This is a genomic window from Rhodococcus sp. 05-2254-2, from assembly GCF_002259095.1.
Lineage (GTDB): Bacteria > Actinomycetota > Actinomycetes > Mycobacteriales > Mycobacteriaceae > Rhodococcoides.
This window is the reverse complement of record NZ_NOZJ01000020.1, coordinates 15,037-38,689: the sequence shown is the minus strand read 5'-3', so window position 1 is coordinate 38,689 and position 23,653 is coordinate 15,037. Positions and strand designations below refer to the sequence as shown.

The window sequence follows — 23,653 nt, the reverse complement described above, 5'->3', positions numbered from 1 at the left end:
CGCTGGAACGTCAGTCGTGGATGGTCGTTCGGTTTCGGCCCAGTTTCTTCGACTCGTACAGCGCTCGGTCGGCGCGCTCGAGGGTCGCGCGGGCGGTCTCTCCGTCCTGTCGACAAGCCACCCCTACCGAGATCGTCAGGTCCGCGGGCAACTCCGTCCGCACTCGATCGATGGCGGTGCGCAGCTCGGCACCCGTGCCGGTGATGCACAGTACGGTGAATTCGTCGCCGCCCGAGCGGCTCAGCAGATGCTGCGGCGGGAGGAAGTTGCGTAGTGCATCCGACACGGTGACGAGTGCGTGATCGCCTGCCGCGTGCCCGAAGTCGTCGTTGATCACCTTGAAGTGATCGATGTCCACCACGGCGACGGCGTCGATCTTTCCGCTCGCGACCGTTCCCGGCCGAGCGTCCAGCTCTCTGGTCAATCGCCGCCGATTCGCGAGTCGGGTCAGATCGTCGATCTCGGAGGTCGATGCCACGCTCTGGACCCAGGCCGCAGAGATCGCGATTGCCACGACAACGAGCTCGGCGTTGACCACCAGAACGGGGTGCAGGTCTCCCACCGCGATGCCCAGGTACGCAATGTAGCTCGCGTTGAGAACCGTTGTACGCCAGGCGATACGGGCGGGCAGGACGATGAACGCCGGCGTCACCAACAGTAGCTGGAGAAAGATCCCGGACAACGCCGCGATCTCGCCGCCCGCAGCGGTGCAGAACAAGGCGATACTCGTCAGGCCCGACAGATGCATCAACAGGTACAGCCGCCGGGAAAGTACCGGAGCTGCGGCAATCATGTACACGCCCAGTGCGCACCACAGCACAGCCAGCGCACACAGGACCGCGGCGGCCCGGGGGGACGCCGCGACGACGATGACGACACCGACCAACCCGCTGACGAGGCAATTGACCCCGGACGTCCGCGCTACCGAGGCAGGGGAGTACTGCCAGCCACTGTTCACACCACTAGCCTCTCGCACGGTCCCCACGACCTGCTGCGAGTTTAGCCCCCTACCAGCGTGGGCACGTGTTCTCGAAGCTCGGATCGATGCTCTGCATGTAGCCGGTGTCGTCGCGGTCGCGGATACCGCAGTCGAGGTACTGCTGATGCAGCGCTGCGAGGGCGGCCTCGTCTATCTCGATGCCCAACCCCGGCCCGGTGGGCACGGCCACCGCACCGTCGACGAAGTTCAACACCCCGGGTACGACGACGTCCTCGTTCTTCCACGGCCAGTGCGTATCGCAGGCGTAGGTCAGATTGGGCGTCGCCGCGGCCAGGTGCACCATGGCGGCCAGACTGATGCCGAGGTGGCTGTTCGAGTGCATCGACAGACCCAGCTCGAAGGTCTCGCAGATTCCGGCGAGCAACCTCGATCGTTGCAGGCCGCCCCAGTAATGATGGTCGGACAACACCACCTGCACCGAATCCTTCACCACCGCGGGCCGTAGATGATCGAACGCGACGACGCACATGTTGGTCGCGAGTGGCATCTTCGCCTCCCGCGCGACCTCGGCCATCCCGTCGAGTCCTGGTGTCGGGTCCTCGAGATACTCGACGATGCCGTCGAGCTCGGCGGCAACGCGGATGGAGGTGTCGACCGTCCACGCCGCGTTGGGGTCCAGCCGGAGCGGAAGCTCGGGGAATGCCTCCCGCAGCGCCTTGATACCGGCGATCTCCTCGTCGGGCGGGAAGACGCCGCCCTTGACCTTGATGGCCTCGAAGCCGTACTCGCCGATCATCTTTCGAGCCTGCCGAACCAGGCCTTCCGGATCGATCGCCTCGCCCCATTCGTCGGGCTGCTGCCCGGGATGCGCAGCCCACTTGTAGAACAGGTACGCGCTGAACGGAACCGAATCGCGCACCTTGCCGCCGAGCAGATCCGACACCGGTCGTTGCAGTACTTTTCCCTGGACGTCCAGGCAGGCGATCTCGAAGGGTGAGAACACACGGTCGGTGGTGCTGGCCGTGGTGATCATTCCGGCGACGCCGTCACCACCGGTGATCGACAGGGTTCCGAGTACGGAGTCGACGGCGTCACGAATCGCGTTGAGTGCGAACACGTCCAGGCCGGTGATGGCCTGGGCCGCCGCGTCGAGACGAGCCAGGTGTGCGGTGTCGGCATAGGTCTCACCGAGTCCGACGATTCCTGCATCGGTATCGAGTTGGATGATGGCGCGCAGTGCGTACGGCTGATGTACACCGACGGTGTTGAGCAACGGAGGGTCGACGAACGCGATCGGGGTGATCCGAGCGCCGGTGATCAGAATCGGATCCTGCATCAGTGCACCGCGAGCTCGTCCGCCAGCACGGCCCGGCCGGCGGCTACGATCGCGGTCAGTTCTTCGAGGTGCGGTGCACTGATGTCCACCAGTGGCGGGCGCACGGGGCCTGCCTCGATGCCCTCCATCGTCACGCCTGCCTTGATGAGAGAGACGGCGTAGCCGGGAACCTTGTCGCGTAGGCGAACCAGCGGGTGGAAGAACTCGCGCAGCAGTGCGGCTGTGAGCTTCTCGTTTCCGCTGTCGAGGGATCGGTAGAACGCCAGCGCAAGCTCGGGCGCGAAGGCGAACGTCGCCGAGGAGTACAGCGTGACACCGATGGCGCGGTAGGCCTGCTGCGAGACCTCGGCGGTGGGCAGGCCGTTGAAGAACTGGAAGGGCTTGCCCGACGGCTCGAGGGCATCCAGCACTGCCCGAACGATGCGGCCGACCTGATCGAGATCGCCTGTACCGTCCTTGAATCCGACGACGGTGGGGAGCTGCGCCACCTCGACGGCCGAGTCCTCGGTGAAGCGAGCGTTACCGCGGTTGTAAACGATCAGTGGCAGATCCGAGGCACCGGCAACGGCCTCGGTGTAGTTGACCAACCCGGCCTGCGGCATCGTCACCAGATAGGGCGGGAGCAACAGGATTCCGTCGGCTCCGTTGGTCTTCGCGCTCGCGGCGAATGCTTTTGCCTGGGCGACGGATCCGCCTGCACCGGCGTAGACGGGGACGCGGCCGGCAACGACGTCGACCGCGGTGCGCACGATCTTGCCGAACTCCTCGCTTTCGAGGGCATGGAATTCGCCCGTGCCGCACGCGATGAACACTCCACCGGGTCCCGCATCGACACCCTTCGCGATGTGCGCGGCCAGCAGGTCGTAATCGACCTCACCGGTGGCAGTGAACGGGGTGACGGGGAAGAACAGGACTCCGTCGAGCATGGTGGTCTCCTCGAGAACTAGGTGGGGGTGAGTCAGTCTTGGGTGAGCTGGCCGTCGATGCGGCGAAAGATGCCCTCTGGGTTGCCATCGGCAATTGGATTGGGCAGCAGAGATTTCGGCACGTCCTGGTAGGAAACAGGACGCAGGAAGCGCTCGATGGCGAGAGATCCGACCGAGGTGGTGCGGGAATTGGAAGTGGCGGGGAAGGGGCCGCCGTGGACCATTGCGTGGCCTACCTCGACGCCGGTGGGCCATCCGTCGAACAGGATGCGACCGGCCTTGAGTTCGAGCACCGAGAGGAGTTTGCCTGCCTCGGTGTGATCGGACTCGTCGGCATGGACAGTGGCGGTCAGCTGCCCTTCGAGGAGCGCGGCGACGTCGCGAACCTGCTGTGCATCGGTGCAGCGAACGATGAGGCTCGACGCGCCGAACACCTCGGCCTGTGCTGCATCGGAGGTGAGGAACGTATCGGCGTCGGTGGTGAACAGCGCTGCGCGGCAGGCGTTCGGGGCCTGTGCGTCTGTACCCCTGGCGAGCTCGGTCACGACTTCGCTCAAAGTGTCGACACCCTCGGCGTAGCTCGCGGCGATGTTCGGGGTCAGCATCGTGGTGGGTGTGGACTCCTGCACAGCGGCAGTGGCCGCCTCGGTGAAGGTCTGCAGGCCCGGGCCGTCGACGGCGATGACGAGACCGGGGTTGGTGCAGAACTGGCCCGAGCCCATGGTGAGCGATGCGACGAAGGCGCGGCCGAGTTCGGCTCCGCGGGTGGCGAGTGCGCCGTCGAGGACGAAGACGGGGTTGATGGAACTCATCTCGGCGTACACCGGGATGGGCTCGCGGCGACCGGCCGCCGCGGCAACGAGAGCCGTTCCGCCCGCGCGTGATCCGGTGAATCCGACGGCCTTGATGCGAGGGTCGGTCACCAAAGCGGTACCGAGTCCGCGGCCGGAGCCGAACAACAGTGAGAACGTTCCAGAGGGCATTCCGGTGGAGGACACCGCGTCGGCGATTGCGCGGCCGACCAACTCGGACGTTCCCGGGTGGGCGTCGTGTGCTTTGACCACCACAGGGCATCCGGCTGCGAGGGCGGACGCGGTGTCGCCGCCGGCGACGGAGAAGGCGAGCGGGAAGTTGCTGGCACCGAACACTGCTACCGGTCCCAGGGGAATCTGTCGCTGGCGGATGTCGGCGCGGGGGAGGGGCGCGCGGTCGGGCTGGGCCGGATCGATACGGGCTCCGTTCCAACTGCCCTCGCGCAGAACGGAAGCGAACAGACGCAGTTGTCCGGTGGTGCGGCCGACCTCGCCGGTGATGCGGGCCAGCGGAAGTCCTGATTCTGCGACGGTGCGCTCGATCAGGGTGTCGCCGAGCGCCGCGATGTTGTCTGCGATGGTCTCGAGGAACTGCGCGCGGGTCTCCGAGGACGTGGCCCGGTAGTCGGCGAAGGCGTCGGCCGCTGCAACACAGGCCTTCTCGACGTCGTTGTTGTCTCCGTGCCCGTAGGCGGGTTCGAGATCTCTGCCGGTGCTGGGGTCGATTCCGTGAATCTGCACGCCGGCACCTAATACCGGGACGCCGGCGATGATCATCCGGCCGGTGAGAGTGGTGGACTGTGTCGTCGACGCTGTCATGGGGTGACTCCTAGGGCTGTGATGCGGTGCGTGCACTGACGCCGAGGCGTGACCTGGCTCATAGCTCACCACGGTAGAAGGGCGATCGATACATGTCCAAGTCTAAAAAAGTCGCATTCGATCCACTCTCGGTATCGATCGCGCTGCCAGGTGTGATGGGCTCCCGTTGTGCCTACCGATGCCACTACTGCATCGGTCGATGCGCAGATGGTCTTGGACATGAATCGATCGGGAGTCCTAGTGTCGTCTGTGAGCCGAGTCACCCATGGCGTATGAGAGAGGTCGGACATGAACGTCCACACGAGCACCCCCGTCGTCACCGAGATGCGCGTCATTCCCATTGCCGGTCACGACGACATGCTGCTGAACCTCAGCGGAGCGCACGCCCCGTACTTCACCCGCAATCTGGTGGTGCTCACCGATTCGGATGGGCGCATCGGTGTCGGTGAAGTGCCCGGCGGAGAGGCGATCCGGCAGACTCTCGAGGATGCACGGGTACTCGTCGAGGGCCAGGGCATCGGTCGGTACAACGCCGTGCTGGCCGAGATGCGCCGCACGTTCGCGGATCGTGATGCCGGGGGCCGAGGCGCGCAGACCTTCGATCTGCGGATCGCGATTCACGCTGTGACCGCGGTGGAATCGGCGTTACTGGATCTACTCGGCCAGCATCTCGGCGTCAGCGTCGCCGCGTTGTTGGGAGACGGTCAGCAGCGTGACAAGGTCCAGGCTCTGGGCTACCTGTTCTTCGTCGCCGATCGCACCAAGACCGACCTCGCCTACCGTGGTGCAGCCGACGAGGCTGCTGGGGCCGACGACTGGATGCGCATCAGGCACGAGGAGGCCATGGATCCCGAGTCGATCGTGCGCCTCGCCGAGGCGGCGCAGGCCCGATACGGATTCCAGGACTTCAAGCTCAAGGGTGGTGCGCTGCCCGCCGCCGAGGAGGCCGCTGCGGTGCGCGCATTGGCCGAGCGATTCCCCGAGGCTCGAATCACGTTGGATCCCAACGGCGGTTGGTTGCTGAAGGACGCGATCGAGACGTGTCGTGGCCTGCGGGATGTCCTGGCCTACGCCGAAGATCCCGTCGGACCGGAGGGCGGATTCTCCGGTCGAGAAGTGATGACCGAATTCAAGCGCGCCACCGGGTTGCAGACCGCGACCAACATGATCGCCACCGACTGGCGCGAGATGGGCCACACCATCCGATCCGGTGCCGTGGACATCCCGTTGGCCGACCCGCACTTCTGGACGATGGCCGGTTCTGTCCGCGTAGCGCAGCTGTGCGATGCGTGGGGTCTGACGTGGGGTTCGCACTCCAACAACCACTTCGACGTGTCACTGGCCATGTTCACCCACGTCGCCGCGGCCGCTCCAGGAACGATCACGGCCATCGACACGCACTGGATCTGGCAGGACGGACAGCGAGTGACCAAGGAGCCGTTCACGATCGAGGACGGCTACCTCACCGTGCCCGACAAGCCGGGTCTGGGTGTCGAGCTCGACTTCGAGCAGATCGATGCGGCGCACGAGCTGTACGAGAAGGAAGGTCTCGGTTCCCGCGACGACTCCATCGGTATGCAGTACCTGATCGAGGGATGGGCGTTCGACAGCAAGCGGCCGGCCCTGGTGCGATGAGTTCCGGTGCGCGGATGAAGATCGTTGTCGGTGACCGTAATGTGCTGCCGCATCGGGAGCAGTTCGAGGCGGGCCTGCCCGCCGATGCCGAGGTGGTCTGGTGCATCCCGTTCGACGAAAACCGCATCATCGACGAGCTTGCCGATGCCGACGTCTACGTCGGTGGCAAGTTCAGCGCGGCCATGGGTGCCGCTGCGCCGAATCTGCGTATGGTGCACGTCGCAGGCGCGGGAACGGACAATGTCGATCGTTCCCGCTTGGGTCCCGATGTGCAGGTGTGCAACACGTTTCACCACGAGCAGTCGATTGCCGAGTATGTCGTTGCTGCGACCGTGATGCTGCGACGTAAGTTTCTGCAACAGGATCGGGCGCTGCGCGCGGGCCGGTTCGCGACCGCTGTCTACGATCCGAGCATCGCGCAACCGTTGTCGCTGAGCGGTGCTCGCATCGGATTTGTCGGCTTCGGGCATATCGGTCGAAAAACGTGGCAGTTGTTTCGGGCGTACGGGGCAACCGGTGCTGCGGTCACCGGCAGCGGACGAGCTCCGGACGAGGGCCTCGAATGGGTGGCTGATGCAAGGGATCTGACGAGGCTCGCCGATTTCGCGGATGTTCTCGTGGTCTCCGCACCGTTGAACGAGCACACTCGCGGGATGATCGGTGCCGAGGAACTTCGGAGGCTGGGTGAGGACGGGATACTCGTCAACGTCGGCCGTGGGCCCTTGGTGCAGGAACAACCACTGTTCGACGCACTGTCTCGCAACGAGATCGCCGCAGCTGCCATCGATGTCTGGTACCGCTACCCGGGGCCGGACGGGGTGGGCGAACCGAGTTCTCTGCCGTTCCGTGAACTCGACAACGTGCTGATGACTCCCCACTCGTCGGGCGTCACGCACCACACGTTCGTGGGCCGAGTCGCCGATATCGCGTCGAACGTCGATGCTTTGGCGGCATCGTTGAGCCGGTAAAAGGTGTTGGACGTGCATAGTTCGCCGAAATAGGCTGGGAAGCAACATAATCGACGAACTCAGGAGTTGCACGATGACCATCGCAACGGAAAAGCCCACCAGTGGCCTCGCCGCACCGGACGCCGCAGTCAGGGCCCTGGCCGCCGGGGCTGCAAGCCTCGACCGCATCGTCGAGGTGACATTGTCCTCGATCGTGTTGCCGCTGAAGAATCCGATCAGCGATGCCAAGGTGCTCACGGGTCGGCAGAAGGCGATGACCGAGGTGGTGTTCCTGTTCGCGGAGATTCGCACCGAATAGGGCCATGAGGGAATCGGTTTCGGTTATTCCAAGCGTGCGGGCGGCCCCGCCCAGTTTGCGCATGCCCAGGAGATTGCTCCGGTCCTCATCGGTGAGGACCCTAACGACATCGGCAAGATCTGGAACAAGCTGGTGTGGGCCGGAGCCTCGGTGGGGCGCAGTGGTGTGGCGACGCAGGCGATTGCCGCGATCGACATCGCGCTGTGGGATCTCAAAGCCAAGCGTGCGGGGTTGCCGCTGGCCAAGCTGATCGGCTCGGCGCGCGATTCGGTGCAGACGTACAACACCTCGGGTGGTTTTCTGCACACTCCCATCGAGGAGGTCATGGAGAACGCCGCCATCTCACTGGCCAACGGCATCGGCGGCATCAAACTGAAGGTGGGACAGCCGTATTGGCGTACCGATATCGCCCGCGTCACGGCGGTCCGCGAATTTCTCGGTGACGATGTCCCGCTGATGGTGGACGCCAATCAGCAGTGGGATCGGCCGACCGCTCAGCGCATGGGCCGCATTCTGGAGCAGTTCGATCTGGTCTGGATCGAGGAACCCCTCGACGCCTACGACGCCGAAGGGCACGCCCAGCTCGCTCGCAGCCTGGATACCTCGATCGCGACGGGAGAGATGCTGGCAAGCGTCGGTGAGCACGTCCGCCTCATCGAGGCCGGCTCGGTCGACATCCTGCAACCCGACGCTCCTCGAATCGGCGGAATCACGCAGTTCCTGAAGTTGGCCACGCTGGCAGAGCATCACGATCTGCAACTCGCCCCGCACTTCGCCATGGAGATCCATCTGCACCTCGCGGCGGTGTATCCCCTGCAGACGTGGGTGGAGCACTTCGACTGGTTGGACCCACTGTTCGACGAGCATCTCGAGACGCGAGACGGGCGCATGCATCTCTCCGCGCGCCCGGGACTGGGCTTCACGTTGAGCGAACAGGGACGTGCGTGGACCGTGGCAAAAGTAGTGGTGCGCTGACGCGGGAGCGCTGACGCGCAGGTGCGCGGGAGTGGAGCCCGCGGAATGACCCAGGTGCACGGGAGTGGAGCCCGCGGAATGACCCAGGTGCACGGAAACTCGACCTCTGCTAAGAGTTTTCGTGCACGTGCCGCGAAGCGGCTCTTCCACTCACATGGCGCGAAGCGGAGCGTACTGTTTCTCGGGTGACAGACGCTCACCAGGCATCGCGATGGTCCGCGATCTTCAGGCCGACGCCGGTTCGGGTCATGGCCACAGGGTTCGCGCTCGCCATCGCGATAGGTGCGGGCGTGCTGTCGCTGCCGGCGGCGACCGTGCCCGGCAGCGAGACCGGGTTTCTGCAGGCGTTGTTCACGTCCACCTCCGCCGTCAGTCTGACCGGCCTGATCGTGGTGGACACTCCGGTGTACTGGTCGGGATTCGGGCAGGGCGTGATCCTTGCCCTGATTCAGATCGGCGGATTCGGGATCATGACGATCGCGTCCCTGGTCGGTCTGGTCCTGGCCGATCGAATAGGTCTGCGCGGCAGGCTCAACGCGGCCGCGGAGGTGCGCACCTCGGGGCTGGGTGATGTCCGAAGCGTCGTCATCGGCGTGTTCCGCACCAGTCTGATCATCGAGAGCGTCGTGGCGACAGCCCTCGCGGCGCGCTTCTTTCTCGGATACGACGAGCCTCTCGGTCGTGCACTGTGGCTGGGGACCTTTCATGCGGTCTCCGCGTTCAACAATGCCGGCTTCGCGTTGTTCAGCGACAACATGATCGGGTTCGCCACCGATCCGTGGATCTGCATCCCACTGTTGATCGCGGTCGTGTTGGGCGGCATCGGATTTCCGGTTCTCTTCGAGATCGCCCGTCGAGTTCGGTCCCGAGCCAGGGGCGGTCGATCGCCCCACCGCTGGTCGCTGCACACACGACTGACGCTGACCGTCACCGGAGTTCTGTTGGTACTCGGACCGACAGTGGTGATGCTCTTCGAGTGGTCCAGAACGCTGGGAGGATTCGGCTTCTGGGACAAGATGCTCGTCGCGACGTTCCAGGGAATCATGCCCCGAACCGCAGGGTTCAACAGTGTCGATTACGCGGATGTCGACAACGCGACCCTGCTGGTCACCGACGTCCTGATGTTCATCGGTGGTGGCAGCGGCGGAACCGCAGGCGGCATCAAGGTCACCACGTTCGCACTGCTGCTGTTCGTCATCCTGGCCGAGATCCGAGGTGACCGCGAGGTGACGGTGTTCGATCGTCGGATCGACGCGCGCGTGCAACGTCAGGCGTTGACCGTGGCACTGATCGGCGTCGCGTTGGTCATGCTCCCGGTCGTCGCGTTGCTGGCGGGCACGGACTTCGACCTCGACGTCCTGCTGTTCGAGGTCGTTTCGGCCTTCGCCACCGTCGGTCTGTCGACCGGTATCACCGCACAGTTGCCCGGGTGGGGACAGATGATCCTGATCGTGCTGATGTACCTGGGCCGCATCGGTTCCATCACTCTGGTCAGCGCCCTCGCCGCCCGCGACCGCGGTCGGCGCTACACGCTCCCCACGGAAAGGCCGTTCATTGGCTAGGAAACCGTCCTCCGACGTCGTCGTCGTCCTCGGCCTCGGCCGCTTCGGCAAGTCGCTGGCGCTGGAATTGATGGGCCAGGGCGTCGAGGTCCTCGGCATCGACACCGACGAGGCTGTGGTGCAACGTGTCTCGGACCGGCTCACGCATGCGGCCGTGGCCGACACCACCGACGAGGAGTCGTTGCGCCAACTGTCGGTTCACGAGTACGACCGCGCAGTGGTGGGCATCGGATCCGATCTCGAGGCAAGTCTGTTGACCGCGTCCGCGCTGATCAACCTGTCGGTGTCCAACATCTGGGCCAAGGCGATCAGCAACGCGCACGCCAAGATTCTCACCCAGATCGGCGTGCACCATGTGGTGCGGCCCGAGCACGACATGGGTAAGCGCGTCGCCCACCTGGTGCGCGGTCGGATGATGGACTACATCGAATTCGACGACGGTTTCGCCATGATCAAGACCTCTCCGCCCGCCTCCATCATCGGAAAGAAGCTGGGGGAAAGCGGGATACGCACCAAACACCGTGTCACCGTCGTCGCGGTCAAGCGTCAGGGCGAAGGATTCACCTACGCCACGGCCGACACGGTGATCGGTGCAGGCGATACCGTCATCGTCTCCGGTCAGGTTCGAGACGCCGAACGTTTCAGTGAGTCGACCTGAGCGATTCCAGCGTCTCGCGTGCTCCCCGCTCCTGCAGAGACGACAGTTGTTTCGTGTATTCGGCCACGAACCGCTCGTTGTCGATCAGATCCCCGAACACTGCGCGGTTGGCGATGAATGCCGTGGGGTTCTCGCGCTGACTCTGCGCGATCGGCACCAGTGAATCCTTGAGTTGGTCGACGATCTCGATGGGCTCGCCGGACTCGTCCACGGCCTCGGCGTAGCGAGCCCAACTGGCCACCACCGCGGTGGAGCGGGTGATCTGACCGCCGGTCTCGAGGTTCTTGCGGATGACGGGCAAGAGCCACTTGGGAATTCGGTCCGAGGACTCGGCGCACAGGCGAGCGACGGTATCGCGGATCTCGGGGTTGGAGAACCGCTCGATCAACGTCTTCTTGTAGTCGGTCAGATCGATGCCGGGGACCGGCTGCAGCGTCGGGGTTGCCTCCTCGTCCATGTAGGCGAGCAGAAAATCGGCGAACAGCGAATCCTGGCACACCTCGTGGACGAGTCGATAGCCACTGAGGTAGCCGAAGTACGCGAGCGCCTGGTGGCTGGCATTGAGCAACCGCAGCTTCATCAGCTCGTAGGGGGTGACGTCCTCGACCACCTGCACGCCCACCTCTTCCAGCGGTGGACGGCCGAGGGTGAAGTTGTCCTCGAGCACCCACTGCGTGAACGGCTCGCCCGCAACGGGCCACTGATCGTCGATGGCGTACCGCAGCGAAAGTTGCTCGGTCACCTCCGGTGTCGTGACCGGCGTGATGCGATCGACCATCGAATTGGGGAACGCGCCTTCGGCTTGGATCCAGTCGGCCAACGCCGGATCCTTCAGGCGCGCGAACGCGGTGAACGTCGACTGCGCCATGTGTCCGTTGCCCTCGATGTTGTCGCAGGACATGATGGTGAACGGTGCCATGCCGCGGTCCTTGCGCCGAGCCAACGCTTCGATGACGAGCCCGAATGTCGTTGCAGGAACAGCGCCGTCGGCGAGGTCGGCGACGATGGCCGGATTGTCGGCGTCGAACTCGCCCGTCGTCGCGGAGAAGTTGTAGCCACCCTCGGTGATGGTGAGCGAGACGATCTTCGTCGTGTCTGCTGCCATCTTCTCGATCACGGCCTCGGCGTCGTCCGGTGCGAAGAGATACTCGACGATGGAACCGATGACGCGGGTGTCCCACGTACCGTCGGAATGCTTGAGCGCCAACGTGTACAGGCAGTCCTGTGCCTGCATGACGTCGTTCATTCGCCGGTCGCCGGGCAGTACGCCTACGCCGCAGATTCCCCAGTCCAGCGCCTGCCCCTGCTGCAACAGACGGTCGACGTACATCGCCTGGTGGGCGCGATGGAAGCCGCCGACACCGAAATGCACGATGCCGACCGTCACCTCGGATCGGTCGTACGTCGGAACCGCGACGTCCTCGATGAAGTCGGCGAGGTTCTGCGAGTTCAACTTCATGCGTCGTTCTCCTTCGAAAGTCCTGGAATCACTACGGCTTTGATGCTTCCGGGTTGCCTGTCCGCGTTCAATGCATCCTCGACGCCATCGAGCCCGAATCGCGCCGTCACCATCGCGTCGAGATCCACCATGCCCGACGCCACCAGCGCGCGTGCGATCGGCCATGTGTTGGCGTAGCGAAAGACGCCGGTGAGCAGCAATTCTCGGTTCTGGATCAGCGAGATCGGCAGCGGATAATCTGATCCACCCATGCCGACGAGGACGACCGTGCCTGCGGGCCGGACCGCGTGGATGCCGTCGATCACGGCTCGGGCCGCACCGGACGCGTCGATGAACGCATCGACCGTCAGGGAGCGCACGTCCTCGACGGCGGGGTCGAGCACGCGAGTCGCGCCGAACCTCTGCGCGTTGGCCCGGCGGGAAGCGTCGATGTCGGTGACGACCACCTCGGTGGCACCGAATGCGCGAGCGACCTGCGCGGTGACGAGCCCGACGGGCCCCGCTCCCGCGATGAGCACGCTCGAGCCCGCGGAGATCCGTGCTTTCTGGGCCGACGCGATGCCCACCGACAGCGGCTCGAAGAGCGCAGCAGCCTCGTCGGAGATGTCGTCGGGGACGTCGTGGGCGAAGGTCGATTGGATCGACACGTACTCCGCGAGCGCCCCGTCGATGGGCGGCGTCGCGAAGAACTCCATGGCCGGGCACAGGTTGTAGCGGCCTGCTCGGGACTGGGCGCTGGTGGGATCGGGGCGCTGCGGCTCGATGGACACGCGCTGCCCGACGCGGGCGTCGGAGACGTCGTTTCCCACGGCCACGATGACGCCCGCGGCCTCGTGTCCGAGGACCAGGGGGCCGTCGACCACGTACTCGCCGATGCGCCCCTCCCGGTAGTAGTGCGCGTCGGAACCGCACACCCCGACCGCCGTGACCTGTACGAGGACCTGATCGGGCGCGGGGGTGGGGACGGGCCGTTCTTCGAGTCGTATCTCCTGTGCTGCGGTGAGGACGCTGGCCTGCATGGACTGTGGCACGGGTCGCCCGCCGTCGGGGGGTGTTGTGTAGATCACACCTTAATGTTAGCTTAGTGAGCAGATGAACACGAGCTGAGCATCTGCTCATAACTTGGGAGGCGAAATGGATGGATCGTCATCCGGTCCAGCGGGGTCGAAGTCTCCGCGGTCCGGAGAGGATCTGCGCCTGGCTCTGCGCGCCGCAACCATGTACCACCTCGAAGGCGCGACTCAGGCCGAGATCGCCGTGAAGCTCGGTGTCTCACGCCCCACGGCAGGGCGGTTGGTTGCACGCGCTCGCACCCAGGGACTGGTGACCATCGAGATCAACGTTCCCGACGACCTGCAGGGCACCGTGCACGCCGACATCGAGCGTGAACTCGAAGCGCAGTTCGGGCTGACCGAGGTGCTCGTCGTCTCGGACGTCATCGACGGCACGGACGCCGGCTACGGTTCCCTCGGCCGGGCAGCGGCGACGCTGCTCTCTCGTCGGCTCCAGGACAAGGATGTGCTGGGCTTCACCTGGGGACCCGAGACGGTGGCGGTCGCCAGCTCGCTCAAGACCAGGTCCACCAAATGTGCTGCGGTGGTGCAACTCGACGGTTCCATCACCTCGGCCGACTACCAGACCGGCGTCGAGTACACACTCGGACGGTGCGCTGCGTACCTGCAGGCGACACCCATCAGGCTCAATGCGCCGCTGTACGCCGATCAGGCGACTGTCGTTGCGTTGGAGCAGGACTCCGTGATCTCTCGCGCACTCAAAGCCGGGACCGATGCCGATGTGATGATGTACGGCATCGGTCCCGTTTCCACGTCCACCACATTGTTCGAGGGCAGCTTCATCGACCTCGAGGTGCTCGACGAACTGCGCCGACTCGGTGCGGTCGGTGAGATCGGCGGACGGTTCTACGACGCCGACGGCAAGGACACCGGAGGATCACTCCCCGGCCGAACCGTGTCGGTGGGGCTCGACGCCATCAGGGCCTGCGATCGGGCGGTGCTCGTCACGGGCGGAAAACGAAAACACGAAGCGCTGCTCGGTGCACTGCGCGGTGGACTGGCATCGATCTTGGTCACCGACATCGAAAGTGCGCGTTGGCTTGTGGATCGATCCACATCAGCGTCGAATGGAAAGGTATCTCAGTGAAAGTTCTACCGAAGGTGGTTGTCGCGACCTCGCTCGCGACGACCTTGGTGGTGTCCGGATGTGCCGGTGCCGGCTCGTTCGGTGGTGATGGTGACGGTACGACGGTCACCGTCGCGATCGTCTCGAATTCGCAGATGTCCGATGCCATTTCGCTTGCTCCGGAGTTCGAGGCGGAGAACCCGGGTATCAACCTGAAGTTCGTGTCGCTCTCGGAGAACGAGGCCCGAGCCAAGATCACGGCCTCGGTCGCGACCGGCGGCGGTGAGTTCGACGTGGTGATGATCAGCAACTTCGAGACCCCGCAGTGGGCCGAGAACGGTTGGCTGACCAATCTTTCCGAGTACGCCGACGCCACGCCGGGCTACGACGAGGACGACTTCATTCCCACGCTGAAGGAGTCGCTGTCGTACGAGGGCAGCATGTACTCGGTGCCGTTCTACGGTGAATCGTCGTTCCTGATGTACCGCAAGGATCTGATGGAGCAGGCCGGTATCGACATGCCTGCCGAGCCCACCTGGCAGCAGGTGGCCGACGCCGCAGCCGCTCTCGACAGCCCGGGCCTGTCCGGAATCTGCCTGCGCGGCAAGCCCGGCTGGGGTGAGGTGCTCGCACCGCTCAACACTGTCATCAACGCGTTCGGCGGCCGCTGGTACGACGAGAACTGGAACGCCCAGCTGAACAGTCCCGAGGTACGCGAAGCCGTGCAGTTCTACGTCGACACCGTGCGCGAGCACGGTCAGGCCGGCGCGGCGACCAGTGGGTTCAGTGAGTGCGGAACGCAACTCTCCCAGGGCAACACCGCCATGTGGTACGACGCCACCTCGGCCGTCTCGGTCCTCGAGGACCCGTCGTCGAGCAACGTCGTCGGGCAGATCGGTTATGCCAAGGCCCCGTCGGCGGCCAAGGGCGACAACGGTTGGCTGTACTCCTGGGCACTGGGCATCCCCAAGACCAGTGAGGCCCCCGACGAGGCATGGAAGTTCGTCTCGTGGATGACCAGCAAGGAATACCTGAACAAGGTCGGTAACGAACTCGGTTGGGAGCGTGTGCCTCCCGGAAGTCGGCTCTCGACCTACGAGATTCCCGAGTACGCGGAGGCGTCGGCGGCCTACGGTCAGCTGACCCTCGACTCCATCGACAGTGCCGACCCGAACGACCCCACCGTGGATCCGGTTCCGTACACCGGAGTCCAGTTCCTGACCATTCCGGAGTTCCAGGACCTCGGTACCCGGGTCAGCCAACAGATCAGTGCCGCGATCGCCGGACAGATCAGCGTCGACGACGCGCTCGACCAAGCGCAGCAATACGCCGAAGTGGTCGGCAGGACGTACCAGGAGGACCAGGGATGACCACCACCGAAGAACGGACGGCTCCGGCCGAACCGGAGAAGTTCGTACCGAGACCGAGAACGATCTCCAAGGCAGAGGGGTGGCGTCGACGCGGGCCACTGTTGCCGGCGTTGGTGTTCGCCATCATCGTCACCCAGATCCCGTTCCTTTTCACGCTGTACTACTCGACGCAGTCCTGGAACCTCGTTCGTCCGGGTTCGCGTGAGTTCAACGGTCTGAACAACTACATCGACGTGTTCCGCGACAGTCAGTTCCGCGAGGTCGCGATGAACACCGTGATCATGATCGTCGGAACCGTGATCATCTCGGTGGTGCTCGGCCTGGCCCTCGCTCTGCTGCTCGATCGAAAGTTCATCGGACGCAGCCTGATCCGCACGCTGCTGATCACCCCGTTTCTCGTCACCCCGGTCGCCGGTGCGCTGATCTGGAAGACGACGATGTTCGATCCCGTCTTCGGCCTGATCAACTTCGCGCTGAGCCCGTTCGGAGTCGGCGAGATCGACTGGGTGTCGCGGTTCCCGCTGGCCGCGGTCATGACGAACCTCGTGTGGCAGTGGACGCCGTTCATGATGCTGCTGATCCTCGCCGGCCTGCAGTCCATGCCGAAGGACATCGCCGAGGCTGCGCGTGTCGACGGGGCAGGCCCGTTCAAACTCTTCCGTGAGTTGACGTTGCCGCACCTGCGTCGCTTCATCGAACTCGGCACCGTCCTCGGTGCGATCTATCTGGTCAACACCTTCGATGCCGTCTACATGATGACCTCCGGTGGACCGGGAGTCGCGTCGGCGAACCTGCCGTTCTACATCTACCAGCGTGCCTTCCTCGGCTTCGACATCGGTCAGGCCGCGGCCATGGGCGTCGTCACCGTGGTGGCAACCATCGTTCTCAGCACACTGGCGCTGAGACTGATCTTCAAGAGCTTCAGCGCAAACGAGGAGGCGGCGTGATGAGCACGGCAACCACGAGCAAGAAGAAGGCCGTCGCGCAGACCTCCGACGGGCAGGAGATCCGGAAGAAGAGCAAGTGGGGCCCGGGCACGATCTGGTCGTTCGTTGCCTGGGTGGCCGGTATCGCATTCTTCTTCCCGGTTCTCTGGATGGTGATCACCGGCTTCAAGCAGGAGGCCGACGCCTACTCCAACCCGCCGAAGCTGATCTTCACCCCCACCCTCGATCAGTATCGAGGTGTCCTCGAGAGCGGCATCGGCACCACCCTGCTGAACTCGGCGTTCGCGACCATCGTCTCGACGATTCTCGTTCTGCTGCTGGGTGTTCCGGCAGCATTCGCGCTGTCGCTGCGGCCGGTGAAGAAAACCCAGGACGTGCTGTTCTTCTTCATCTCCACCAAGATGCTGCCCGTCGTGGCCGTCATCGTTCCGCTGTACGTCATCGTCGGTGACATCGGCATGCTCGACAACATCTGGGCACTGGTGATTCTCTACACCGCGATGAATCTGCCTATCGCCGTGTGGATGATGCGCTCGTTCTTCATGGAGGTGCCGTCGGAACTGCTCGAGGCCGCCAGCATGGACGGTGCGTCGCTGTGGACGTCGGTCCGCGAGGTGATCCTGCCGCTCGTCTCTCCCGGTATCGCAGCGACGTCGTTGATCTGCGTGATCTTCTCGTGGAACGAGTTCTTCTTCGCCGTCAACCTCACTGCCGTTCAGGCCCAGACGATTCCGGTGTACCTCGTCGGATTCATCACCGGCCAGGGCCTGTACTGGGCCCAGCTTTCCGCCGCTGCGACGTTCGCAGCACTCCCCGTCGTCCTTGCCGGATGGTTCGCGCAGAACAAGCTCGTGCGCGGTCTGTCCTTCGGCGCCATCAAATAGGAGAAAGTCTCATGGCTGCAATCACGTACAAGAAGGCATCCTGCGTCTACGAAGGTGCCGATTCGCTCGCCGTCGATTCCCTCGACCTCGACATAAAGGACGGCGAGTTCGTCGTCCTGGTCGGACCGTCCGGCTCCGGCAAGTCCACCGCACTTCGGATGCTCGCCGGTCTGGAGGAGATCGACGGTGGCGCAATCGAAATCGGCGGCAAGAACATGGTGGGCGTCCCGTCCAAGGACCGCGACATCGCCATGGTGTTCCAGAACTACGCGCTCTACCCCAACAAGACCGTCGGCGAGAACATGGGCTTCGCACTCAAGATGCGCGGAGTGAGCCTCGAGAAGCGTCAGGCACGCGTGGCCGAAGCGGCCCGTCTGCTCGATCTCACCGAGTACCTCGATCGCAAGCCCGGCAAGCTCTCGGGTGGCCAGCGTCAGCGAGTTGCCATGGGCCGCGCCATCGTTCGTGAGCCGCAGGTGTTCTGCATGGACGAGCCACTGTCCAACCTCGACGCGAAACTGCGAGTGCAGACGCGTACGCAGATCGCGGCGTTGCAGCGTCGGCTCGGCACCACGACGGTCTACGTCACCCACGATCAGGTCGAGGCCATGACGATGGGTGATCGCGTCGCCGTCCTGCGTGGTGGCAAACTGCAGCAGTTCGCCTCTCCCACAGACCTGTACGACCACCCCGTCAACGCGTTCGTCGCAGGATTCATCGGCTCCCCGGCGATGAACCTGATGACGGTACCCATCGGCTCGGGCGGCGTGCAGATCGGTAAGTTCCTGCTCCCGCTCGAGCGCGACGAGCTGACCAAGCTCGCGAGCCTGGGGATCGACGAGGTCACCATCGGAATGCGGCCCGAGAACATCGGCATCGTCCACGGTGGCGGCGAAGGCTTCGAGGGCAAGGTCGATCTCATCGAGGAGCTCGGCAGCGAGTCGTACGTGTACGCGCACCTCGACGACCCGAAGGTGAAGGGACTCGACGGGGGACCCGTGTCGCTCGTCGCCCGCTCGGCAGTGCGTGCCCCGGCGAGGATCGGCGAGAGCATCGGACTGAAGCGCCTCGACGGAGCGATCCACCTCTTCCATCCGGAAACAGGCGAGCGCATCTAGCGCGGCTGGTACGGCGCTTTCCGAGAGAGGATCAGCGCCGTCAGAAGGGCGGCACCCCAGAGCAGGAAGATGCCGTCGAAGAACAGGTGCCCGTACTTGACGCTTCGGTTCTCGTCCGAGGCGATCAGGCCGATCACCGCTCCGACGAACGACGCTCCGCCCCAGAGAATCAGCAGCACCGAGCCGGGCCAGGATATGCCGAGGACGATTGCCGGCAGCCTGGTCCGGTTCTGTGCTGCCAGGCGCGGCCGGTTCATGTAGGCGAGGGCGGGAAGAAAAGCCGCTGCAAGTTTGACCAGCGTGAGCACCAGCAGTGCCGTTCGCGCAGTCTGCGGTTCGGTCTCGACCCATTCCGTGGCGAATGATCCGACGGTGTTCAACATCCATCGGCCACCTGCAGCCCAGTAGCCGGAAAACGCGGCGTGAACTATCCCCAGTGCACCCGCGATCGCGAAGTATCCGATGGCCACGGTGATCGAGGCTAGCCGAGTTCTCACCCCCGTTCAGGGGTAGCGAGGGATTGTTCATCTCCCCTACCGTGGCGGTGATGAGCATCACAGGCTACGGAGGAAGCATGGCCGAATCGGCACATACGGCATTCAGGAACGCTCGCGACCTACTGCTCGACTCCTACGGCGAGTACGACCGCGCCGTAGAGACTTTCGAGTGGCCGTCGTTCGGTGAGACGTTCAACTGGGCCATCGATTGGTTCGACGCGATCGCCCGTGGCAACGACGGCACTGCGTTGTGGATCGTCGAAGAGGACGGCAGCGAGGCCAAGTACAGCTTCGACGACATCGCGCGTCGTTCCGACCAGGTTGCCAGGTGGCTCGAGCAACAGGGCATCGGCCGCGGCGACTCGGTGATCCTGATGCTCGGCAATCAGGTGGAACTGTGGGAAACGATGCTCGCGGTGATGAAACTGGGCGCGGTGTTGATGCCGACCACCACTGCCATCGGGCCGGCAGACCTGACCGACCGTGTGGTGCGCGGCAATGCGCGCGCAGTGGTCGTGAACCCCTCGGACACCGGCAAATTCGACGACGTACCCGGGGACTACCTGCGCATCGCCACCTCCGCTCGAGATGGTTGGGTCGACTATGCCGAGGCTCGTTCTGTCGAGGCCGCGCCGTTCGAGTCCGTGACGGCTCCCACCGACCGCCTTCTCATGTACTTCACCTCCGGCACCACCAGCAAGCCCAAACTCGTCGAACACACTCAGATCTCCTATCCCGTTGGGCATCTGAGCACGATGTACTTCCTCGGTTTGCGGCCGGGCGACGTGCACCTGAACATCAGCTCGCCCGGGTGGGCCAAGCACGCGTGGAGTTGCTTCTTCGCGCCGTGGATCGCCGAGGCGACGATCTTCATCTACAACTACGGCAAATTCGACGCGAAAGCGTTGCTGGAGCAGATCCGCCGGGCCGAGGTGACGACGTTCTGTGCTCCACCGACGGTGTGGCGCATGCTGATTCAAGCCGATCTCGCCGGTGGCGGTGGTTCGCTACGCGAGGCCATCGGAGCAGGTGAGCCACTCAACCCCGAGGTGATCTCGCGGGTGCAGCAGGAGTGGGGCCTGAACATCCGCGACGGGTTCGGCCAGACGGAAACCACTGCGCTGGTTGCCAATACACCCGGCGCGGTACTGAAGTCCGGCTCGATGGGGAGGCCGCTGCCGGGCGTACCGGTGGTGATCGTCGACCCCACCACCGGCGAACTCGCCGACGAAGGTGAGATCTGCCTCGACCTGGCGCAGCAGCCGTTCAACCTGATGACCGGATATCTCGGCGACCCCGAACGCAACGCCGCTGTCATGGCCGACGGTTACTACCACACCGGCGACGTCGCATCGAGGGACTCCGAGGGCTACATCACCTACGTCGGCCGCACCGACGACGTGTTCAAGGCCTCGGACTACAAGATCTCCCCGTTCGAGCTCGAAAGCGTGCTCATCGAACACCCCGCCGTTGCCGAGGCCGCGGTGGTGCCCGCCCCCGACGAGACGCGACTGGCCGTCCCCAAGGCGTATGTGGCATTGGCGTCGGGCTGGGAACCCAACGAGGACACAGCGTTCGAGATCCTCAAGTACGCCCGCGAGCACCTTGCGCCGTTCCTGCGTGTGCGCCGAATCGAGTTCTTCGAGCTACCGAAAACCATCTCCGGCAAGATCCGCCGAGTGGAACTGCGCGCCCGCGAGGACGCGGCCGTCGGACCGCTGGAGACCGAGTGGCGTGACGACCAGTTCCCTGCACTGAAGAGGTGATGTGACACCGAGGTCACTCGTCCCAGAACCGTTCGAGGATCCCGAGCACTTCCGGGGTGGCGGCCATCGTCGTCGCGTGGTCGAATCCGCGGATGACATGCAATTCGGAGTTCGGGACCAGCGCTGCGGCAGCTCGGGTGTCGTCGAGCCTGGTGCCGTCCTGACTGCCGACGTAGAACAGCGACGGCTGGGTGAACTGCTGCAACGCGTCGTCGGGTAGGCCGGGATCGGCGTCGGACGCCCGAATGTACGCGGCCATGGCCTGGGCGTCGTTGGCGGAGAACACCGCTCGGGTGCCGTTGTCGATCGGGAACATGCGGTGGTTGTTCCATGCCTCGAGGAACCCGTCCATGCCGCCTTGCTCCAACACGTCTGCGCATCCGGGGAAGAACAGGCGATCGAACGCGCCGGCCTGAGCGCCGTGACTACCGCCGCCGACGGCCAGTGATCGCACTCGCTCGGGAGTCGCTGCCGTCAGCGCCAACCCGGCCCGAGCCCCGAACGAATACCCCAGATAGTCGACGGTCTCCGCGCCCACGGCGTCGAGCACCGCCGTCAGATCGCCGACGATCGTGCTCATCGCATACGCGTCGGGAGTGCGGGGTTTCTCGCTGCGGCCGTGCCCGCGACTGTCGATCAGAATCAACTGCCGAGCCCCGCGCAGCGCCTTCACATAGCCGAACGTCCGCCAGATCGTGTGCGTCAGAAAACTGCCGTGCACCATCAACAACGGAGGCCCGGACCCCACCACCGTGTACGCGATCTGTGTCCCATCGTCGGCATTCGAGGCGTACTCCACCCCGCAATCCTCGCCCCAGAAGTCCACTCAATGTGACATTGACCCCCAAACTGCGCCTGTGGGTCGTTTCGCAGGCTCCACTCCCGCGTCCACTGGATGTCACATTGACTCCCCACTGGCGGGCGTTTGTTCGGCGGACTCGGGAGTCTCGGCGGTCGGGGTGAGGTCGACGGTGCGGGTGGGTCCGATGGCGTCGAGGAACGGTCGATCGTGGCTGGCGATGATCAGTGCACCCTCGAATGTGTCGAGCGCGTCGATGAGGTGTTGTCGGCTGGTGATGTCGAGGTTGTTGGTCGGCTCGTCGAGTATCAGGAGCTTTGGAGCAGGCTCGGCCAGCAGTATTCGGGCCAGTGCGGCCCGCAGTCGTTCGCCGCCGGAGAGGGTGGCGACGACGGCGTCGGCGTCGGATCCGCGGAACAGGAAGCGGGCGAGTTGGCCGCGGATCTGTTCGGCCGTGGCCTGCGGAGCGACGTCGGCAACGTTCTCGGCGACGGTGCGGGATTCGTCGAAGATGTCGAGTCGCTGCGGCAGATACTTCCACGGCACCTCTGCCCCGGTGGCGTCCAGGGCCCGCAGCAGCGTGGTCTTGCCGCTGCCGTTCGGTCCGATCAGCGCAATGCGCTCAGGGCCCACGATGTGCACGGCCTCGTGCGTCAGAACCACCTGCCCGGGATGGACTTTCGTCGCCGGGAGGTCGACGCGTATCTCGCGGTCGTCGCGCAGGAGATCCTCGGCGGCCGACAGGGACGATCGGGCGTCGTCGACGCGGTCGCTGTGGGTTCCGTGGAGTTTGCCTGCCGATTCCTGGGCGGCCCGCTTGCGTCGGCCCGCAAGGATCGGTGGCACGCGCTTCTGTTCTTCCATCTTCTTGCCGAAGCGCAGACGTCGGTCGAGTTTGATTCGGGTGTCGATCAATTCGCGTTCCTGCTTGCGAACATCGTTCTTCGCATCGCGGATCGTCGCCCGTGCCGCCTGCTGTTCCGCGTCGATCACCTCTCGGTAGTGCTGGTAGTTGCCGCCGAACATGCGCAACCGGGACACTCCGCTGCGCTCCGCTCGCACCTCGGCGATGGTGTCCACGCGTTCGAGCAACTCGAGGTCGTGAGTGCACACGATCAGCACACCGGGGTAGCCGTCGACTGCCGTGTACAACCGTTCTCGCGCAACGTGGTCGAGATTGTTGGTCGGCTCGTCCAGTAGCAGTACCTCGGGCTGGGCGAGCAATTGCGCGGTGAGTGCCAGCAGCGTCGTCTCACCGCCCGACAGGGTGCCGACGCGGCGATCGAGGTCGCCCACAGAGCCGACGATGCTGCCGAGGCCGAGCTTGTTCAGCAGGGCCAGAGCGCGTTCCTCGACGTCCCACGCCGATCCGACAACTGCGAAGTCGTCCTCGGTGGAGGAGCCGGATTCTATGCGATGCAATGCTTTTCGCACCGAATCGATCGCCAGCACCCGATCCACGGGCAGATCGGGGTCCAGTGCGACGTCCTGGCGCAGATGGCCCAGCACGCCGGGAATCGAGATCGAACCGCGCTGCGGCGTCAACTCCCCGGCGAGCAATCTCAGCAGGGTCGACTTGCCGGCACCGTTGGAACCGATGAGACCTGTTGTGCCGCTGGGGAAGATGGCTGACATGGCGTCGAACACGGGGGCGCCGTCCGGCCAGGCGAACGTCAGATTCGAGACAGAGAGGGAGGATGAATGAGGCATGGTTGCTCCAAAGGTGTGCATGCGGACGATCTGCA

21 protein-coding genes are annotated in these 23,653 nt (G+C 64.5%); 12 read left to right on the top strand and 9 right to left on the bottom strand.

Annotated elements, in window-relative coordinates; all coding sequences use genetic code 11:
• Positions 1 to 10: 10 nt before the first annotated feature.
• From CH283_RS22425 to CH283_RS22410, 4 genes are read right to left on the bottom strand one after another with little or no spacing between them, the layout of a single operon-like run.
• A complete protein-coding gene (locus tag CH283_RS22425) occupies positions 11 to 958 on the bottom strand; it encodes a GGDEF domain-containing protein (RefSeq protein ID WP_141215202.1) in 948 nt (315 codons plus the stop codon).
• 49 nt (positions 959 to 1,007) lie between these two features.
• Complete coding sequence (locus CH283_RS22420; protein ID WP_094640477.1) at positions 1,008 to 2,276, bottom strand: glucarate dehydratase family protein; 1,269 nt, start codon at positions 2,274 to 2,276, stop codon at positions 1,008 to 1,010.
• Entirely contained in the window at positions 2,276 to 3,202 is a 927-nt protein-coding gene (locus CH283_RS22415) for a 5-dehydro-4-deoxyglucarate dehydratase (protein WP_094640478.1), read from the bottom strand. The genes CH283_RS22420 and CH283_RS22415 overlap by 1 nt, the downstream gene beginning before the upstream one ends.
• 32 nt (positions 3,203 to 3,234) lie before the next feature.
• Complete coding sequence (locus tag CH283_RS22410; RefSeq protein WP_094640479.1) at positions 3,235 to 4,833, bottom strand: aldehyde dehydrogenase (NADP(+)); 1,599 nt, start codon at positions 4,831 to 4,833, stop codon at positions 3,235 to 3,237.
• Between the two features lie 288 nt (positions 4,834 to 5,121).
• On the opposite strand from CH283_RS22410, the gene CH283_RS22405 reads away from it, so the two are divergent.
• The 6 genes from CH283_RS22405 (at position 5,122) to CH283_RS22385 (ending at position 10,929) form a co-directional block, all read left to right on the top strand.
• A complete protein-coding gene (locus CH283_RS22405; protein ID WP_094640480.1) occupies positions 5,122 to 6,468 on the top strand; it encodes an enolase C-terminal domain-like protein in 1,347 nt (448 codons plus the stop codon).
• Positions 6,469 to 6,482: 14 nt separating this feature from the next.
• Complete coding sequence (locus CH283_RS22400; protein WP_094640500.1) at positions 6,483 to 7,436, top strand: 2-hydroxyacid dehydrogenase; 954 nt, start codon at positions 6,483 to 6,485, stop codon at positions 7,434 to 7,436.
• 73 nt (positions 7,437 to 7,509) lie between these two features.
• Complete coding sequence (locus CH283_RS28995; RefSeq protein WP_303396123.1) at positions 7,510 to 7,734, top strand: hypothetical protein; 225 nt, start codon at positions 7,510 to 7,512, stop codon at positions 7,732 to 7,734.
• A 12-nt stretch (positions 7,735 to 7,746) separates the two neighbouring features.
• Positions 7,747 to 8,709, top strand: a complete 963-nt coding sequence (locus CH283_RS22395) for an L-talarate/galactarate dehydratase (protein WP_303396124.1) — start codon at positions 7,747 to 7,749, stop codon at positions 8,707 to 8,709.
• 248 nt (positions 8,710 to 8,957) lie between these two features.
• On the top strand, positions 8,958 to 10,271 hold the full coding sequence (locus CH283_RS22390; RefSeq protein ID WP_094640481.1) for a TrkH family potassium uptake protein: 1,314 nt from the start codon (positions 8,958 to 8,960) through the stop codon (positions 10,269 to 10,271).
• Positions 10,264 to 10,929 carry a potassium channel family protein gene (locus tag CH283_RS22385; RefSeq protein ID WP_082898696.1) on the top strand — a complete coding sequence of 222 codons (666 nt, stop codon included), beginning with the start codon at positions 10,264 to 10,266 and terminating at the stop codon, positions 10,927 to 10,929. The genes CH283_RS22390 and CH283_RS22385 overlap by 8 nt, the downstream gene beginning before the upstream one ends.
• On the opposite strand, the gene CH283_RS22380 is transcribed toward CH283_RS22385, so the two are convergent.
• Entirely contained in the window at positions 10,913 to 12,388 is a 1,476-nt protein-coding gene (locus CH283_RS22380; RefSeq protein ID WP_094640482.1) for a mannitol dehydrogenase family protein, read from the bottom strand. The genes CH283_RS22385 and CH283_RS22380 overlap by 17 nt on opposite strands.
• Positions 12,385 to 13,407, bottom strand: coding sequence for an NAD(P)-dependent alcohol dehydrogenase (locus tag CH283_RS22375; RefSeq protein ID WP_094640483.1), 1,023 nt, complete (start codon positions 13,405 to 13,407; stop codon positions 12,385 to 12,387). Before CH283_RS22375 ends, CH283_RS22380 begins: the two co-directional genes overlap by 4 nt.
• A 115-nt stretch (positions 13,408 to 13,522) precedes the next feature.
• Here CH283_RS22375 and CH283_RS22370 point away from each other — a divergent pair, with 115 nt between their 5' ends.
• From CH283_RS22370 to CH283_RS22350, 5 genes are read left to right on the top strand one after another with little or no spacing between them, the layout of a single operon-like run.
• Positions 13,523 to 14,548 carry a sugar-binding transcriptional regulator gene (locus tag CH283_RS22370; protein WP_094640484.1) on the top strand — a complete coding sequence of 342 codons (1,026 nt, stop codon included), beginning with the start codon at positions 13,523 to 13,525 and terminating at the stop codon, positions 14,546 to 14,548.
• Positions 14,545 to 15,897, top strand: coding sequence for an ABC transporter substrate-binding protein (locus tag CH283_RS22365; RefSeq protein WP_441344161.1), 1,353 nt, complete (start codon positions 14,545 to 14,547; stop codon positions 15,895 to 15,897). The genes CH283_RS22370 and CH283_RS22365 overlap by 4 nt, the downstream gene beginning before the upstream one ends.
• Positions 15,894 to 16,844 carry a carbohydrate ABC transporter permease gene (locus CH283_RS22360; protein WP_037196012.1) on the top strand — a complete coding sequence of 317 codons (951 nt, stop codon included), beginning with the start codon at positions 15,894 to 15,896 and terminating at the stop codon, positions 16,842 to 16,844. The genes CH283_RS22365 and CH283_RS22360 overlap by 4 nt, the downstream gene beginning before the upstream one ends.
• Positions 16,844 to 17,728 (top strand): carbohydrate ABC transporter permease, encoded by an 885-nt coding sequence (locus tag CH283_RS22355; RefSeq protein WP_068049004.1) that lies wholly within the window; start codon positions 16,844 to 16,846, stop codon positions 17,726 to 17,728. The genes CH283_RS22360 and CH283_RS22355 overlap by 1 nt, the downstream gene beginning before the upstream one ends.
• Positions 17,729 to 17,739: 11 nt before the next feature.
• The gene (locus tag CH283_RS22350; protein ID WP_094640485.1) at positions 17,740 to 18,846 is read left to right on the top strand and encodes an ABC transporter ATP-binding protein; all 1,107 of its coding nucleotides are present in this window, start codon (positions 17,740 to 17,742) and stop codon (positions 18,844 to 18,846) included.
• Here the strand turns inward: CH283_RS22350 and CH283_RS22345 are convergent.
• Positions 18,843 to 19,316 carry a DUF3995 domain-containing protein gene (locus tag CH283_RS22345; RefSeq protein ID WP_217901133.1) on the bottom strand — a complete coding sequence of 158 codons (474 nt, stop codon included), beginning with the start codon at positions 19,314 to 19,316 and terminating at the stop codon, positions 18,843 to 18,845. The genes CH283_RS22350 and CH283_RS22345 overlap by 4 nt on opposite strands.
• A 77-nt stretch (positions 19,317 to 19,393) precedes the next feature.
• Between CH283_RS22345 and CH283_RS22340 the strand changes: the two genes are divergently transcribed.
• Entirely contained in the window at positions 19,394 to 21,109 is a 1,716-nt protein-coding gene (locus CH283_RS22340) for an AMP-binding protein (RefSeq protein ID WP_373557647.1), read from the top strand.
• A gap of 13 nt (positions 21,110 to 21,122) precedes the next feature.
• On the opposite strand, the gene CH283_RS22335 is transcribed toward CH283_RS22340, so the two are convergent.
• The gene (locus CH283_RS22335) at positions 21,123 to 21,935 is read right to left on the bottom strand and encodes an alpha/beta fold hydrolase (protein ID WP_373557648.1); all 813 of its coding nucleotides are present in this window, start codon (positions 21,933 to 21,935) and stop codon (positions 21,123 to 21,125) included.
• A 72-nt stretch (positions 21,936 to 22,007) separates the two neighbouring features.
• Positions 22,008 to 23,618, bottom strand: a complete 1,611-nt coding sequence (locus CH283_RS22330) for an ABC-F family ATP-binding cassette domain-containing protein (RefSeq protein ID WP_094640487.1) — start codon at positions 23,616 to 23,618, stop codon at positions 22,008 to 22,010.
• Positions 23,619 to 23,653 lie beyond the last annotated feature (35 nt).